A 16,153-nucleotide genomic window follows, 5' to 3' on the forward strand; every position below is an offset into this window, starting at 1 on the left:
AGGCAGATCAGTTTGACTGCGCGGAGGTCTTGAGGAATTGTACGAAGCCTGGGTCCGAATAAGCGGCGGGAGGCAGGTCATCGGTCAGCAGAGCGGCATCCACCTCGGCCACATCGTTGGCACTGCGTTCGTCCTGCGCGATGTTGATGACCACCAGTCCCACGACCAGCGCCAGTAGAGGCACGGCGGACACCAGGGCATTCCACCAGCCACCGCCTTCGCCGCCACGGCCCAGTGTGGCGGTGTTGCCTGCGTTGACCACCACTGCTGCGGGGGCGGCGCGATGCACCGGCGCGGTGACTTTGCGTTTGGCCAACGCCTGCATGCGCGAGGCGCGCAGCCGCTCGGAGATGTCATAGGGCAGGGCGTCGGTGCCGCTGGACAGGCGCGCCGTGACGCGCAGCGCAAAGCGCTCGGCAGCAGCTTCAGCTTGGGTCGGTGGGGTCTGTACAGTGTTCTTCATGGCTCGATTCCTTTGGCCTTCAGTGCCTTGCTGAGGGTTTGTATGGCGCGAAAGCAGTGTGTTTTGACACTGCCTTCGGAGCAGCCCATGGCGGCAGCCGTCTCTGCGACGTCCATTTCCTCCCAATAACGCATCAGGAACGCTTCCCGTTGACGTGGTGGCAACTCTGCAATTTCTTCTTCAATGCCCTGGAATATCTGGGCCCGGCGGGTCAGGTCTTCCGCGCTTTCGGCTTTGTCGCCGTCTTCTGTCCCTGAGTACGCTTCGAGTAGATCAAAATCCGTGCCATCTTCACCTGGGCCTTCGAAGTCGCTCATGCTCGAAAACAGTGCATTGCGCGTCTTCTGGCGGCGAAACCAGTCCAGGGTGCAGTTGGAAAGAATCCGCTGGAACAGCATGGGCAGCTCGCCCGCCGGTTTGTCCCCGTAGTGCTCGGCCAACTTGAGCATGCTGTCTTGCACGATGTCGAGCGCCGCTTCCTCGTTGCGAACGTGGTAGACCGAGCGCTTGAACGCGCGCTTTTCTACGCTTTTGAGGAAATCGGAAAGTTCTTGTTCGGTTGCCAAGACGGGTCAGCCCGGGAGGAGATCGGCGCAGATATCTGCAGTTTCGCAACTCAACGGCGCCGTAAAACCGCAGATTATCGCACCCGCCGGAGTTTTTTTCGGCTGCGGAGCGTTTTGTGAGTGTTGCAGTGCGATAATCGACCTGCAATTCAAAAGGCAAACGGGTCACGGTCCGGCGCGGCAATCATCCCGCCCATGTCCTTGGCCTCAAGTTCCAAGCTGGCTTCACAAGAGCGCGTGCGAGGGGCACCCAAGGTTTTTCGTCAGAGAAATTCACAAAGGTTGATCGATCATGGAAATCTCCAAGGCTGAAATTTCTTCAGCAGCCGCTGCTTCGCAGGGCAACACATCTCCCGCTTCCGGTTCGCAGGACCTCATGGGTTCTGAGATCCTTATCAAGGCCCTTCAGGCAGAGAACGTCCAGTACATCTGGGGCTACCCTGGCGGCGCGGTTCTTTACATATACGACGCGCTCTACAAGCAAGACACCATCCAGCACGTGCTGGTGCGTCACGAACAGGCCGCCGTGCACGCAGCCGACGGCTACGCTCGCGCCACGGGTGAAGTCGGCGTGGCCTTGGTCACTTCGGGCCCCGGCTTGACCAACGCCGTGACCGGCATCGCCACCGCGTACATGGACTCGATCCCCATGGTGATCATTTCTGGTCAGGTGCCTACGCCCGCCATCGGGCTTGATGCCTTCCAGGAATGCGATACGGTCGGTATCACCCGCCCCATCGTCAAGCACAATTTTCTCGTCAAGGACCCGCGCGACCTGGCCGCGACGATGAAGAAGGCCTTCCATATTGCCCGTACCGGCCGCCCAGGTCCTGTGGTGGTGGATGTGCCCAAAGATGTTTCCTTCAAGAAGGTGCCTTACACCGGCTACCCGCAAACGGTAGAAATGCGCTCGTACAACCCCGTGCGCAAGGGCCATGGCGGACAGATCCGCAAGGCCCTGCAGTTGCTGCTGACGGCCAAGCGCCCTTATATCTACACGGGCGGCGGAGTGCTGTTGGGCAACGCCACCAACGAGCTGCGTACGCTGGTGGACATGCTGGGTTACCCGGTCACCAACACGTTGATGGGCCTGGGGGCCTATCCGGCCAGCGACCGCAAGTTCCTGGGCATGCTGGGCATGCACGGCACCATCGAAGCCAACAACGCCATGCAGAACTGCGACGTGCTGCTGGCAGTGGGTGCGCGCTTTGACGACCGGGTGATCGGCAACCCCAAGCACTTTGCGCAGAATGACCGCAAGATCATCCACGTGGACATCGACCCGTCGAGCATCTCCAAGCGCGTGAAGGTCGACATCCCGATCGTCGGTGACGTGAAGGATGTGCTCACCGAGCTGATTTCCATGATCCGCGAGAGCAGCACCCGCCCTGACGCCGGTGCCCTGGCTGCCTGGTGGGACACGATTGAAGGCTGGCGCAAGCGTGAGTGCCTGAAGTACAGCATGGGCAGCGGCGATGTGATCAAGCCACAGTACGTGGTAGAGACGCTGTGGAACATGACGAAGGATGGTGATACATACATCACATCCGACGTGGGGCAACACCAGATGTGGGCGGCGCAGTACTACCGCTTCGACGAGCCGCGCCGCTGGATCAATTCCGGTGGTCTGGGCACGATGGGTGTGGGCATTCCCTATGCCATGGGGATCAAGCTGGCCAAGCCACAGTCCGAAGTGTTTTGTATTACGGGCGAAGGCTCGGTGCAGATGAACATCCAGGAACTGTCCACCTGCCTGCAGTACAACACGCCGATCAAGATCTGCTCGTTGAATAACCGTTATCTGGGCATGGTGCGCCAGTGGCAGGAGATCGAATACTCCGGTCGGTACAGCCACAGCTACATGGACGCGCTGCCCAACTTCGTGAAGCTGGCTGAGGCCTATGGCCACGTAGGGATGCTGATCGAGCACCCCAAGGACGTGGAGCCCGCATTGCGCGAAGCCCGCAAGCTCAAGGACCGCACGGTGTTCATGGACTTCCGTACCGACCCCACCGAGAACGTGTTCCCGATGGTGCAGGCCGGCAAGGGCATCACCGAAATGCTGCTGGGGTCGGAAGACCTTTGAGCCAAATCGGCCTCAGGCGCATGTTTTTCATGCGCTACCAGCTATCGAATAGATAGCATCTAAATTTTTGACGAATCTATTGCCTGCCAAGCCCATGCATTACCGTGCATGGGGGAGGGCAGCAAAAAGAGGAATCTCTTCATCATGAAACACATCATTGCTGTCTTGCTGGAAAACGAGCCTGGCGCTCTTTCCCGTGTCGTGGGCCTGTTCTCGGCCCGTGGCTACAACATCGAGTCGCTCACCGTGGCGCCTACCGAGGATGCATCGCTGTCGCGCATGACCATCCAGACCACGGGCTCCGATGACGTGATCGAGCAGATCACCAAGCACCTGAACCGCCTCATTGAAGTGGTCAAGGTGGTTGACCTCACCGAAGGTGCCTACACCGAGCGTGAGCTCATGATGGTGAAGGTGCGCGCGGTGGGCAAAGAGCGCGAGGAGATGAAGCGCATGGCGGATATCTTCCGTGGCCGCATCATCGACGTGACCGAGAAGAGCTACACCATCGAGCTGACGGGCGACCAGTCCAAGAACGACGCGTTCCTGCAAGCCATCGACCGCACGGCCATCCTGGAAACCGTGCGCACGGGCGCCAGCGGCATCGGCCGGGGCGAGCGCATTTTGCGCGTGTAAGACAATTCACCCCGTTTTTCCCATTTCAATCCCCCCAACAACGCATTTCAACCGGAGCGACCCATGAAAGTTTTCTACGACAAAGACACCGACCTGAGCCTGATCAAGGGCAAGACCGTGGCCATCATCGGCTACGGCTCGCAGGGCCATGCCCACGCACAAAACCTGAACGACAGCGGCGTGAAGGTGGTGGTCGGCCTGCGCAAGGGCGGTGCCTCGTGGGACAAGGTTGGCAAGGCCGGCCTGAACGTTCTGGAAGTCAACGACGCTGTGAAGGCCGCTGACGTGGTCATGATCTTGCTGCCCGATGAAGACATCGCAGCCGTGTACAAGAACAACGTCGAACCCAACATCAAGCAAGGCGCTTCGCTGGCCTTTGCCCACGGTTTCAACGTGCACTACAACCAAGTCGTGCCCCGCGCCGACTTGGACGTGTGGATGGTTGCCCCCAAGGCCCCAGGCCACACTGTGCGCAACACTTACACCCAAGGCGGCGGCGTGCCCCACCTGGTCGCAGTGCACCAAGACAAGTCCGGCAAGGCCCGTGACCTGGCCTTGAGCTACGCTGCTGCCAACGGCGGTGGCAAGGCTGGCATCATCGAGACCAACTTCAAGGAAGAAACCGAGACCGACCTGTTCGGCGAACAGGCCGTGCTGTGCGGCGGTGCCGTCGAGCTGATCAAGATGGGTTACGAAACCCTGGTCGAAGCTGGCTACGCTCCTGAAATGGCCTATTTCGAGTGCCTGCACGAGCTCAAGCTCATCGTGGACCTGATCTACGAAGGCGGCATTGCCAACATGAACTACTCGATCTCAAACAACGCCGAATACGGCGAGTACGTGACCGGTCCTGAAGTGATCAACGAGCAATCGCGCGCCGCTATGCGCAATGCGCTCAAGCGCATCCAGAACGGCGACTACGCCAAGATGTTCATCCAGGAAGGCCGCCTGAACTACCCATCGATGACGGCCCGCCGCCGCAACACGGCCGACCACAGCATCGAAAAGGTGGGCGGCCAGTTGCGCGCCATGATGCCCTGGATCGCCAAGAACAAGCTGGTCGACCAGACCCGCAACTGATGTTTCGTTTCTGAAACGTCAAAAGGCCACTTCGGTGGCCTTTTTCATTGGCGGGCGGCATGGTGGGCAGGCGCTACACTGCGGCCTTCGCCTTTTGCGCGCTTGGCAGTCGGTATTCCTGCGGGAAATGGTTCAATACTATAAATTTAATAGTTGCTTGTGCAATATTTGCAAGCGCTGGAGGTCTGTTTGATGCATGACGGCAATGAGTCCACCGAGAACCCCGGTGTGATGGTGCGCAAAAGGCGCAAAGGCATCTACATCCTGCCCAATCTGTTCACGCTGGCGGCCCTGTTTGGGGGCTTTTACTCCATCGTCATGGCCATGAATGGCCGGTTTGATCAAGCGGCGGTGGGCGTCTTCTGCGCCATGGTGCTCGACAGCCTGGACGGGCGCGTGGCCCGCATGACCAATACCCAGAGTGCGTTTGGCGAGCAGATGGACTCGTTGTCCGACATGGTGTCCTTTGGTGCTGCGCCTGCCCTGATTGCGTATGAGTGGTCCCTGCAGGGTCTGGGCCGCTGGGGCTGGATTGCTGCGTTTGTGTACTGTGCCTGTGCGGCGCTTCGCCTGGCGCGCTTTAACGTGAATACGGGCGTTGTGGACAAGCGCTATTTCCAGGGGCTGCCTTCACCAGCCGCTGCGGCCTTGGTGGCAGGGTTTATCTGGTTGATGACCGAGCTGGGCGTGCGTCCCGGCGAAGACCACTGGCTGACATGGAGCCAGGTGACCTGGATCATGTTCTCCTTCACGCTGTATGCAGGGCTCACCATGGTGACCAATGTGCCGTTTTACAGTTTCAAGGATGTGCAGATGAAAAAGAGCGTGCCTTTTGCTGCCATCGTGCTCATCGCGCTGGGCATCGCTGTCATCAACATTCACCCCCCTATCGTGCTGTTTGGTGTGTTCGTGTTCTATGGCCTGAGTGGTTATGGCGTGTACGCCTGGCGCAAGGCCAAAGGGCAGCACAGCAGCGTGATCAGCACCTCTACCGACGAACCCGACGAGCGCGGTCTGCACAAGTGATGGCCGTGATATCCGGCCAGTTGTGCTACATTGCGCGATATGAATTTGTTTGCTTTGGCGCTACTGCTACCTCCCCACGGGCGGAGACAGTAGGCGCACGCGCACACTTTTCCACAAAGGCCCGTTTGCACCCGCGACGGGCCTTTTGTTTTGGGCGCCAGATTTCTACGTTGCGGGGCCCCACCCACTGATACCAGGAGAACAACATGGCTGACAAACTGATCATTTTTGATACCACCTTGCGCGATGGGGAGCAGTCTCCCGGCGCCTCGATGACCAAGGACGAGAAGCTGCGCATTGCCCGCCAGCTCGAGCGTCTCAAGGTGGATGTGATCGAGGCCGGTTTTGCAGCCAGCTCCAATGGCGACTTTGAAGCCGTGCAGGCGATTGCCAACGCCATCAAGGAGTCCACCATCTGTTCCCTGTCTCGGGCCAATGATCGTGATATTTCACGCGCTGCCGAGGCCCTCAAGGGCGCGGCGAGTGCCCGTATTCATACCTTCATTGCCACTTCGGCGTTGCACATGGAGAAAAAGCTGCGGATGACGCCTGACCAAGTGCTGGAGCAGGCCAAACAGTCGGTCCGTTTCGCCCGCAACCTGGTGGGTGACATCGAGTTCAGCCCTGAGGACGGCTACCGCAGCGACCCCGACTTTTTGTGCCGCGTGCTGGAAGCCGTGATTGCAGAAGGTGCCACCACCATCAACGTGCCCGATACCGTGGGCTATGCCGTTCCGGAGCTGTACGGCAACTTCATCAAGACACTGCGCGAGCGCATCCCCAATAGCGACAAGGCGATCTGGTCGGTGCATTGCCACAATGATCTGGGCATGGCGGTGGCCAACTCGCTCGCCGGTGTGAAGATTGGCGGTGCGCGGCAGGTCGAATGCACCATCAACGGTCTGGGTGAGCGCGCCGGTAACTGCTCCCTCGAAGAGGTGGTGATGGCAGTCAAGACCCGCCGTGACTACTTCGGCCTTGAACTGGGGATTGATACCCAGCACATTGTTGCAGCCAGCCGCATGGTCAGCCAGACCACTGGTTTTGTGGTGCAGCCCAACAAGGCCGTGGTGGGTGCCAACGCATTTGCTCATGCCAGCGGTATCCACCAGGATGGCGTGCTCAAGGCACGCGATACCTACGAGATCATGCGGGCGGAAGATGTGGGCTGGAGCGCCAACAAGATCGTGCTGGGCAAGCTCAGTGGTCGTAACGCCTTCAAGCAGCGCCTGCAGGAACTGGGTGTCAGCCTGGATAGCGAAACCGAAGTCAACACCGCTTTCACGCGCTTCAAGGAATTGGCTGATCGAAAGAGCGAGATCTTTGACGAAGATATCTTGGCACTGGTGAGCGACGAGAGCGTGACTGCTGAAAAAGAGCAATACGGGTTCGTATCGTTGTTCCAGCAAAGCGAAACCGGTGAGCAGCCCCGTGCACGCATTGTGTTCACCGTGGATGGGCAGGAAGTGCGCGGCGAGGCCGAGGGTAACGGTCCTGTCGACGCCTCGCTCAAGGCCATCGAATCGCATGTGAAGAGTGGCGCCGAAATGGTGTTGTATTCCGTCAATGCCATCAGTGGCTCTACCGAGAGCCAGGGCGAGGTCACGGTGCGGTTGCAGAACAGCGGGCGTGTGGTGAATGGGGTGGGCGCGGACCCAGACATCGTAGTGGCGTCGGCGAAGGCCTACCTTAGCGCTTTGAACAAGTTACAAAGTAAAGCCGATCGGGTGGCCGCACAAGGTTGACTGATCAATTTATAATTCACTCACTTTCTCGGAAAGTCGCGCAAGGTATTGATCTTGCGCGACTTTTTTTGATTCTGTACACTGCTCAATAATTCTTACCGTTTGGAGCACTTTGATGCACCATCGCCGCAACGCTGCAGTGAATCGATTTTTCCAGTGGATGGGTTTGGCGCTCTTGAGCGCTGCCCTCATTTCGCCCTCTGTGCATGCGGCAGATGTCAAAAAGCCAGGGGTCAAAAAACAGCAGGTCAGCGCAAGCAACGCCAAGCGTGCTGTGGCACCACGCAAGGTGGCCGCCAGCATCAAGCCCACGCGCGTCGCTGCCCGGACTGCCAAAGCACCTACCAAGGTGGCGTTTGTTCCAGCCAAGCCCTCTTTCGGCCAGATGGCGGGCTTGCACGAGGTCAATGATCCGCTGGACCTCAAGTCCAGCGTAGCGCTGGTGGTGGACCAAGACACCCATGAGGTGTTGCTCCGCAAGAACGATCAGGCTGTGCTTCCCATCGCCTCGCTGACCAAGCTCATGACGGGTATGCTGATTTCGCAGGCCAAGTTGCCCATGGACGAGCCTGTCACCATCACGCAGGACGATGTAGACACCGAAAAGGGGAGTCGGTCGCGTCTGACAGTGGGTACCACGCTGACGCGTGGCGAGATGCTGCACTTGGCGCTGATGTCCAGCGAGAACCGGGCAGCCCATGCACTGGGTCGTACTTACCCGGGTGGGTTGGAGGTCTTTGTGACGCAAATGAACTCCAAGGCCAAGTCGCTGGGCATGAACGATACTCACTATGTGGAGCCCACTGGTCTGTCCAGCCGTAACCAGTCCAGTGCCCGCGATCTTGCAACGCTGGTGGGTGTGGCGCATGGAGATCCTTTGTTGCGCGAGCTGTCCACTTCCCCCGGCTATGAAGTGGCGGTGGGGCATAAGACGCTTCAGTACAACAACACCAACGGTCTCGTGAAAAATCCTACCTGGGACATCGGTCTGCAGAAGACCGGTTATATCTCCGAGGCAGGGCGTTGCTTGGTGATGCAAGCCCAGGTGGCGGGACGCAAATTGATCATGGTGTTCCTGGACTCTGCAGGTAAATTCAGTCGACTGGGCGATGCCGAGCGGGTGCGCCGCTGGGTGGAGTCGAATCCTTCGCTGGCCGCACCTTTACAGGCGGTACGGAGCAACAACGGCTGATAGGCAGACATCTCTCCCACATGCGCCTGACAGGCTGGTCCTGTCAGGCGTTTTCATTTGTAGTGCGAGCCCGGCCTTGCAAACAGTCTTGGGTAAATCGGGTCAGCGGGTATCTCTTGTCTTGAATGGGTTGGGATGCGATGAGCTTGCAAGACCATGCCGGAGGCCTGCTGCGCGTGTCCCTCCCACACCGTGCAGCACCTGCCTCGATGCCTCAATACGCCACTGCGGCCCCCCCATGGCGCCATTGGCAAATGGGGTGTGGATGCAGAACGTCAGCGCAATTCGGTGCGTTGGTTGGTGATTGGGTTGTGACTGGCGTCGGTACTTGGTGTATGACCCAGGGCCAGTGAAATTTCGTTCGCCGTTGCTTGCAGCTTGGGCAGCCAGCCTTCATCCAGTCTGTCAGCGGGGGCAGAAATGGACAGGCCTGCTACCAGTTTTCCCTGGTCGTCATACACACCGGCTGCCATACAGCGCACGCCCAACTCAAGCTCTTCGTTATCGCGGGCAATGCCGTATTGCCGGGCCTTTGCCAGTTCTCGCTCCAGCACGGGCAGCTGGGTGATGCTGTTGCGGGTATGGCCTGCAAGACCAGTGCGGGTGGCGTAGGCACGAACGCGCTGGGGGTCATCCAGTGCGAGGAAGAGCTTTCCTGTAGAGGTCAGGTGCAGTGGTGCCCTGCCGCCGATGGCTCGCACCACCTGCATACCCGACCGCTCACTGTAGGCGCGCTCCACATACACAATCTCATCGCCCTGGCGCATGCTCAGGTTCACGGGCTGCTGGATCAGCTTGTGCAGACTGCGCATGGGGGTCAGCGCCGCATCACGAACGCTCAGGCGTGCCTTCACCAGGTTGCCCAGCTCCAGTAGTCGCATGCCCAGCCGGTAGCTTCCCGATTCGGGGCGGTCCACAAACCGTCCGATGGTCAGGTCGTTCAGGATGCGGTGGGTCGTAGAGGGGTGCAGCCCTGTCTTTTCGCTGATTTCCTTGAGGGAAATCGCCTCTTCACGAGAAGCCAGAACATCGATCAGAGTGAACATGCGCTCAAGCACCTGAACGCTGGGTTTGAGAGGGATGCTGGAATCGGTTTTTTTCATGAGCGGCTATGGTGCGAAGGCCGCTACATTTTATCTTGTGAAATGTTAACGCGTATTCAGGTGCTCGCGTGGCCGGTGTCTGCTACCCGGTGCCATAGCCCATCGGTACGGATTTCATGGGGCACAAAGCGTGCCTTGTAGTTCATCTTGGGGCTGGTTTCTATCCAGTACCCCAGGTAGACATGGGGCAGGCCCAGTGCATGGGCTTGCGCAATTTGCCACATGACGTTGTAGGTGCCGTAGCTGCAATGGGGCTCGGGTTCGTAAAACGTATACACGGCAGACAGGCCGTCATCGAGCACGTCAAGAATGGAGACCATCTTGAGCGCACCGGGTTCGCCTGATGCGTCTGTCTCGCGGAACTCCACCAGTCTCGAGTTCACCCTGCTTTGCAGCAGAAACTGTGTGTACTGGTCGATGCTGTCATGGTCCATGCCACCGCCTGCATGGCGGCCGTTCTGGTAGCGCAGGTACAGCTGGTAATGTTCGGGCACAAAACACAGCCGTAGCACCCGGGCCTGCAGTTGGCCGTGGCGTGTTGCCGCGCGTCTTTGGCTGCGATCAGGCTTGAATTCGTTGACCAGGACCCGCAGCGGTGTACACGCCTGGCATCCGTCGCAATAGGGGCGGTAGGTGAACATGCCACTGCGGCGAAACCCTTTGGTTACGAGGTCGGAATAGAGATCGCTCTGGATCAGATGGCTGGGGGTGGCGACCTGCGATCGTGCCTGACGGTCCGGCAGGTAACTGCAGGGGTAGGGGGCTGTCGCGTAAAACTGCAGGGTCTGCAGTGGAAGGTCATTGAGTTGCGTCATGCCGGATCGATCTTGGGTGGCAGCAGCTCGTTCCAGTATACGGGCTCAAATATCCAGGGGATGGCAGGCTGTTGTCGCGCTTTGTCCACATGTACCAGGAAATCGGCGCGGGGTATTTCCCGGCCGCCCAGGGAGGTCAGGTGCTGCGTATTCTGCTGGCAGTCAATCAAGCTGATGCCATGGCGGCGGCAAAGGCAGACCAAGGCTGCAAGAGCGATCTTGGAGGCGTCGGTCGCATGGGCAAACATGGATTCTCCGAACACCGCACGACCCAGTGCCACGCAGTACAGGCCCCCTATGAGTCGGTCGTCCACCCAGGTTTCCACGCTGTGGGCATGGCCTGCTCGGTGCAAATCAGTGTAGGCGTTCACCATCTCCGGCACGATCCAGGTTCCAGCCTGGCCATCGCGTTCCTTGGTGGCACAAGCCGTGATGACGTCCTGGAATGCGCTATCGACGCGTATTTCGCAATGCGCCTGTCTGCGAAACGCCTGCAGCCGTTTGTTCAGTGATCGATGCAGCCGAAATTCCGACACCGGCAGCACCATGCGCGGATCGGGTGCCCACCACAGGATGGGTTGCCCAGGGCCATACCAGGGAAAGGTGCCCTGCGCGTACGCGGCACGGAGGCTGTCCACATCCAGTGCACCACCTGCGGCCAGCAGTCCCGGCGCAGGGTCACCTTCTCCCCATGCAAGGGTCGGGGCTGGAAGGGGGGCGTCAGGTTCGAGCCAGGGGAGTTGCGGGGGCATGCGGGCGTGTGTCGCAAAGGCACTATTGTCTGGCAAGCACTGGCGCGCTGCGTGGTGGGGTTTCGGCCAACAAAAAAGCCCCACGCTCAGAAAGTGTGGGGCTTTTTCAGATTGGCTCCTCGACCTGGGCTCGAACCAGGGACCTACGGATTAACAGTCCGGCGCTCTACCGACTGAGCTATCGAGGAATGATCGGTATCTATCAACTGACTAACTAAAAGGCCCCGCTTTTTTATGCAGGGCCTGCAAATTCTTGGCTCCTCGACCTGGGCTCGAACCAGGGACCTACGGATTAACAGTCCGGCGCTCTACCGACTGAGCTATCGAGGAACAAGACTTAGATTATATACACAAAAATTGTCCCGAATCCACAAAACTGACTGCATCGGTTCGCAAACCTGCGCGCCAACCTGGAGCCCTACGGCGCGATATGCTGGGCACCCTGCTGCCAATTTGGCGGTCTGTGCCTTGCCTCCAAGCCTGTCTCATATTTCATGACCATCCACACCATTTTGAAAATGGGCGACCCCCGCCTGCTGCGCGTGGCGCAGCCTGTCACAGCGTTCGACACTGACGAGTTGCATCAGCTGGTGCGGGATATGTTCGAGACCATGGCCTCCGTGAACGGAGCCGGCCTTGCGGCGCCGCAGATTGGGGTGGATCTGCAACTGGTGATTTTTGGTTCCAACGACCGCAATCCGCGCTATCCGGATCGGCCGCTTGTGCCGCCCACCGTACTGCTCAACCCGGTGATCACGCCCCTGGGGGTGGAAGAAGGGGAAGACTGGGAGGGTTGTCTCTCCGTGCCCGGCTTGCGCGGCAAGGTGCCCCGCTGGTCGCGCATCCGCTACACAGGCTTCGATCTGTACGGCGACCCCATTGACCGCACGGTAGATGGCTTCCATGCGCGCGTCGTACAGCACGAATGCGACCACCTGATCGGCAAGCTGTATCCCATGCGGGTGCGTGATTTCACGCAGTTCGGGTTTACCGAGGTGCTGTTCCCGGAGATCAGTGCCACCGAAGACGACTGATAGAGATCCTCTCCTGGGCCTATCCCTGCGCGGTCAGGACGACAGTTCCTGCAGCAGCTCGGTCTCGATCTGGATCTGGCGGGCGTTGTTCTGCAGCTCTGGGCCCTGGATGAGAAAGGTGTCTTCCACCCGCTCGCCCAGGGTACTGACCTTGGCCAGTTGCACGCTCAGGTGGTGCTGCGCCAGGATGCGTGCCACGAGATAGAGCAGACCGGCACGGTCGCTGGCCGAGATCGCCAGCAGCCAGCGCTGGGCCTTTTCGTCGGGGCGCAAGGTCACCCGGGGCGCTACAGGAAAGCTCTTGACACGGCGTGACACCCGCTTGCGGGTGGGTTCTGGCAAAGGGCCTCCTTCCTCGATCACGCGCATCAGGTCGCTCTCGACCATGTGGGTCAGCTCGCGGTAGTGCCCTGGCTGCTCCGATGCCGAAGAGGCCACGACCTGAAAGGTGTCCAGCGCATAGCCATTGTTGGCGGTGTGCACCCGCGCATCGAGGATGCTGAAACCCACACGGTCGAAGTAGCCGCAGATGCGTGCAAACAGGTCGGCCTGGTCGGCGGCGTAGACCATCACCTGCAGCCCATCACCCGCCAGCGACTGGCGGGCGCGCACCACGGGCTTGGCCGTGCCCACATGGCGCGACAGGTGGCGTGTGTGCCAGGCAATGTCAGCAGCGTCGTGGCGCATGAAATAGCTCACATCCAGCGTGGCCCACAGCGCCTTGTGGGCCTCAAAGGGCAGCGCATTCAGCGCCAGCAGAACCAGAGCCTCGCGCTTGCGGGCTTCGATTTCGGCCGCAGCATCGGGTGCGCGGCCACCCAGGGTGCGCAGCGTGGCGCGGTACAAGTCCTCCAGCAGCTTGCCTTTCCAGGCATTCCAGACCTTGGGGCTGGTGCCACGGATGTCCGCCACCGTGAGCAGGTACATGGCCGTGAGGTTGCGTTCATTGCCCACGCGGCGTGCAAAGGCAGCAATCACATCGGGGTCGCTCAGGTCCTGCTTTTGCGCCACGGTGCTCATGGTCAGGTGCTCACGCACCAGAAACTCGATGAGCCGGCCATCTTCGCGGTCCACGCCGTGCTGGCGGCAAAACCGCCGCACTTCTTCAGCGCCGATTTGCGAGTGGTCGCCACCGCGTCCCTTGCCAATGTCATGGAAAAGCGCCGCCACATACAAAATCCAGGGCTTGTCCCAGCCGCCCGCCAGCTGCGAGCAAAACGGGTATTCGTGCGCATGCTCGGCCATGAAGAACCGGCGTACGTTGCGCAGCACCATCAGGATGTGCTGGTCCACCGTGTAGACGTGGAACAGGTCATGCTGCATCTGCCCCACGATGCGACGAAACGGCCACAGGTAGCGCCCCAGCACCGAGGTCTGGTTCATCAACCGCATGGCGTGCGTGATGCCCGAGGGCTGCTGCAGGATGCGCATGAAGGCATCGCGGTTGACCGGGTCTCGACGGAAGGCGCTGTCCATCACGCCGCGTGCGTTGTACAGCGCGCGCAAGGTGCGCGCCGACAAGTCCTTGAGCCCGACCGTGGTCTGGTAGAGCAGGAAGGTCTCCAGGATCGCATGCGGGTCGCGGGTGTAAAGGTCGTCGCTGGCCACCTCGATAAGACCCGCCTTCTCAAAGAACCGTTCGTTGATCGGACGCGGCTCATGGGTCGATGGGTTCAGGCGCTCTTCGATGTTGAGCAGCAGGATCTGGCTGAGTTGCGACACGGCCTTCGCTGCCCAGTAGTACCGCCGCATCAGACTTTCGCTGGCCCGCATGGGCAGGCGCGAACCATCGGGTGCTTGCGAGCGGTAGCCGAACGACTCGGCCACGGCGGTCTGCAAGTCGAACACCAGCCGGTCTTCGTGCCGCCCGGCAGCCGCATGCAGACGGGCGCGAATCAGGCACAGCAGTGCCTCATTGCGCTCGATCTGGCGCACTTCAAAGGCCGTGGCCAGGCCACTGGTGGCCAGTTCCTTCCAGTTGCTGCCCAGCCCGGCAGCCTGTGACACCCACAGGATCATCTGCAGGTCCCGCAGCCCGCCGGGCGACTCCTTGCAGTTGGGCTCCAGCGAATAGGGCGTGTTCTCGTACTTGGTGTGGCGCTGGCGCATCTCCAGGGTCTTGGCGACCAGAAACGCCTGGGGGTTCATCTGCGCGCGGTACTGGCGCTGGAATTCTGCAAACAGCGCGGCGCTGCCGCACACCAGCCGCGATTCGAGCAGCGAGGTCTGCACGGTGACATCGCCCGCGCTTTCGGCAAGGCATTCGGCCACTGTGCGCACGCTCGATCCGATCTCCAGGCCCGTGTCCCAGCAGCTACCGATGAAGCCTTCCAGCTTCGTGCGCAAGGCACTGCCGGCCTCGGGCGCCGTGCCGTCGGGCAGCAGCAGCAGAACATCGACATCGGAATAGGGGAACAACTGGTCGCGCCCAAATCCGCCGACGGCCACCAGGGCCATATCGTCGGGCAGCGCAGCACGCTGCCACAGGGTCTGCAGCAGGTTTCCCGCCAGCGACGACAGCTTGCGCAGCAGCACCCGGATGCCGCGTGTCGATGCGCCGGTGGATTGCATGGCCGCCAGCAGCGCGGCCTTGTCGCTGCGGTAGGCGTCGCGCAGGGCATGGAGTTCAGTCATGGTCGGTAAGTATCGTGGGAGGCCATGAAAAAGCCATGCAAGAGTTGTGCAAGCGGCTGCCTTTTTGCGCGGGAACCGGTGGCCCGGCGCTCGCCTCAGGTCTTGGTGGCGGTCACAAAGGACGGCAACGGGGGCGAACCCGCTGACAGCGTCATCACCTCGTACCCCGTGGGCGTGACCAGTACCGTGTGCTCCCACTGGGCCGACAGGCTGTGGTCCTTGGTCACGATGGTCCAGCCGTCGTTGCCAAATTCCTTCACTTCGCGGCGGCCGGCATTGATCATGGGCTCGATGGTGAACACCATGCCGGGTACCAGCTCTTCGAGCGTGCCGGGCTTGCCATAGTGCAGCACCTGGGGTTCTTCGTGGAACTTTTGGCCAATGCCGTGGCCGCAGAACTCGCGCACCACCGAGAAGCCGTGCCCTTCGGCAAACTTCTGGATCGCGTGGCCGATATCCCCCAGCCGTGCGCCGGGCTTGACCTGCACGATGCCATGCCACATGGCTTCAAACGTCAGCGCTGACAGGCGCTTGGCGGCGATCGAGCACTCGCCGATCAGGAACATGCGGCTGTTGTCACCGTACCAGCCGTCCTTGGTGATCACGGTCACGTCCACATTGACGATGTCGCCCTTCTTGAGCGGCTTGTCGTTGGGGATGCCGTGGCACACCACATGGTTGACCGAGGTGCACAGCGAAGCCGGGTAGGGCGGGTAGCCCGGTGGCTGGTAGCCCACGGTGGCCGAGATGGTGCCCTGCTGGGCCATGCATTCGGCGCCCAGGCGATCGATTTCTTTGGTGGTGATGCCGGGCTTGATGTGCGGTGTGATGTAGTCCAGCACTTCGGAGGCCAGACGGCAGGCCAGGCGCATGCCCTCGATGTCCTCGGCGCTTTTGATGGTGATGCTCATGGCGCAATTATCCCATCGGGCCCCCGGCTGCGCAGGCGGCCCGGCCATGCCCGGTAAAATGGAGGGCTCCGGTGCTGGTTGCACGCTGGCGCCCGGAGCCACCCTCTACC

The 16,153-nt window shown here is 60.4% G+C and carries 14 protein-coding genes and 2 tRNA genes; 7 read left to right on the forward strand and 9 right to left on the reverse strand.

Going from position 1 to position 16,153, the window contains the following annotated elements; all coding sequences use genetic code 11:
• Positions 1-7 precede the first annotated feature (7 nt).
• Entirely contained in the window at positions 8-463 is a 456-nt protein-coding gene (locus N4G42_RS09990) for a DUF3619 family protein (RefSeq protein ID WP_108499920.1), read from the reverse strand.
• On the reverse strand, positions 460-1,029 hold the full coding sequence (locus N4G42_RS09995) for an RNA polymerase sigma factor (RefSeq protein ID WP_056067354.1): 570 nt from the start codon (positions 1,027-1,029) through the stop codon (positions 460-462). The genes N4G42_RS09990 and N4G42_RS09995 overlap by 4 nt, the downstream gene beginning before the upstream one ends.
• A gap of 292 nt (positions 1,030-1,321) precedes the next feature.
• On the opposite strand from N4G42_RS09995, the gene N4G42_RS10000 reads away from it, so the two are divergent.
• The 6 genes from N4G42_RS10000 to N4G42_RS10025 all read left to right on the forward strand — a co-directional run bounded on the left by N4G42_RS10000 (position 1,322) and on the right by N4G42_RS10025 (position 8,794).
• Positions 1,322-3,115, forward strand: a complete 1,794-nt coding sequence (locus tag N4G42_RS10000) for an acetolactate synthase 3 catalytic subunit (protein WP_146872388.1) — start codon at positions 1,322-1,324, stop codon at positions 3,113-3,115.
• A 144-nt stretch (positions 3,116-3,259) separates the two neighbouring features.
• Positions 3,260-3,751: an acetolactate synthase small subunit gene (gene ilvN, locus N4G42_RS10005; RefSeq protein WP_015013659.1), complete on the forward strand. Its 492-nt coding sequence runs from the start codon at positions 3,260-3,262 to the stop codon at positions 3,749-3,751.
• Between the two features lie 63 nt (positions 3,752-3,814).
• Positions 3,815-4,831, forward strand: a complete 1,017-nt coding sequence (gene ilvC, locus N4G42_RS10010; RefSeq protein ID WP_056067358.1) for a ketol-acid reductoisomerase — start codon at positions 3,815-3,817, stop codon at positions 4,829-4,831.
• Between the two features lie 192 nt (positions 4,832-5,023).
• Positions 5,024-5,857, forward strand: a complete 834-nt coding sequence (pssA, locus tag N4G42_RS10015) for a CDP-diacylglycerol--serine O-phosphatidyltransferase (RefSeq protein WP_056067359.1) — start codon at positions 5,024-5,026, stop codon at positions 5,855-5,857.
• A gap of 206 nt (positions 5,858-6,063) precedes the next feature.
• Complete coding sequence (locus tag N4G42_RS10020; protein ID WP_056067361.1) at positions 6,064-7,602, forward strand: 2-isopropylmalate synthase; 1,539 nt, start codon at positions 6,064-6,066, stop codon at positions 7,600-7,602.
• A 115-nt stretch (positions 7,603-7,717) separates the two neighbouring features.
• Positions 7,718-8,794, forward strand: a complete 1,077-nt coding sequence (locus tag N4G42_RS10025) for a serine hydrolase (RefSeq protein WP_260667035.1) — start codon at positions 7,718-7,720, stop codon at positions 8,792-8,794.
• A 275-nt stretch (positions 8,795-9,069) separates the two neighbouring features.
• Here the strand turns inward: N4G42_RS10025 and N4G42_RS10030 are convergent, their stop codons facing one another.
• From N4G42_RS10030 to N4G42_RS10050, 5 genes are all read right to left on the reverse strand, one after another.
• The gene (locus N4G42_RS10030) at positions 9,070-9,897 is read right to left on the reverse strand and encodes an IclR family transcriptional regulator (RefSeq protein ID WP_116749561.1); all 828 of its coding nucleotides are present in this window, start codon (positions 9,895-9,897) and stop codon (positions 9,070-9,072) included.
• 56 nt (positions 9,898-9,953) lie between these two features.
• Positions 9,954-10,712, reverse strand: a complete 759-nt coding sequence (locus N4G42_RS10035; protein ID WP_056744184.1) for an arginyltransferase — start codon at positions 10,710-10,712, stop codon at positions 9,954-9,956.
• Complete coding sequence (gene aat / locus N4G42_RS10040; RefSeq protein ID WP_260667036.1) at positions 10,709-11,464, reverse strand: leucyl/phenylalanyl-tRNA--protein transferase; 756 nt, start codon at positions 11,462-11,464, stop codon at positions 10,709-10,711. Before aat ends, N4G42_RS10035 begins: the two co-directional genes overlap by 4 nt.
• Positions 11,465-11,576: 112 nt before the next feature.
• Positions 11,577-11,652, reverse strand: a tRNA-Asn gene (locus tag N4G42_RS10045).
• A 66-nt stretch (positions 11,653-11,718) separates the two neighbouring features.
• A tRNA-Asn gene (locus N4G42_RS10050) sits at positions 11,719-11,794 on the reverse strand.
• A 164-nt stretch (positions 11,795-11,958) separates the two neighbouring features.
• On the opposite strand from N4G42_RS10050, the gene def reads away from it, so the two are divergent.
• Positions 11,959-12,498, forward strand: a complete 540-nt coding sequence (def, locus tag N4G42_RS10055; RefSeq protein ID WP_260667037.1) for a peptide deformylase — start codon at positions 11,959-11,961, stop codon at positions 12,496-12,498.
• A 33-nt stretch (positions 12,499-12,531) separates the two neighbouring features.
• Here the strand turns inward: def and N4G42_RS10060 are convergent, their stop codons facing one another.
• Together N4G42_RS10060 and map are read right to left on the reverse strand one after the other, a co-directional pair.
• Complete coding sequence (locus N4G42_RS10060) at positions 12,532-15,132, reverse strand: [protein-PII] uridylyltransferase (protein WP_056067374.1); 2,601 nt, start codon at positions 15,130-15,132, stop codon at positions 12,532-12,534.
• 95 nt (positions 15,133-15,227) lie between these two features.
• A complete protein-coding gene (gene map / locus N4G42_RS10065) occupies positions 15,228-16,043 on the reverse strand; it encodes a type I methionyl aminopeptidase (RefSeq protein ID WP_056067376.1) in 816 nt (271 codons plus the stop codon).
• Between the last annotated feature and the right edge of the window lie 110 nt (positions 16,044-16,153).

The organism is Acidovorax sp. K2F (assembly GCF_025246485.1).
Taxonomy (GTDB): domain Bacteria; phylum Pseudomonadota; class Gammaproteobacteria; order Burkholderiales; family Burkholderiaceae_C; genus Acidovorax; species Acidovorax delafieldii.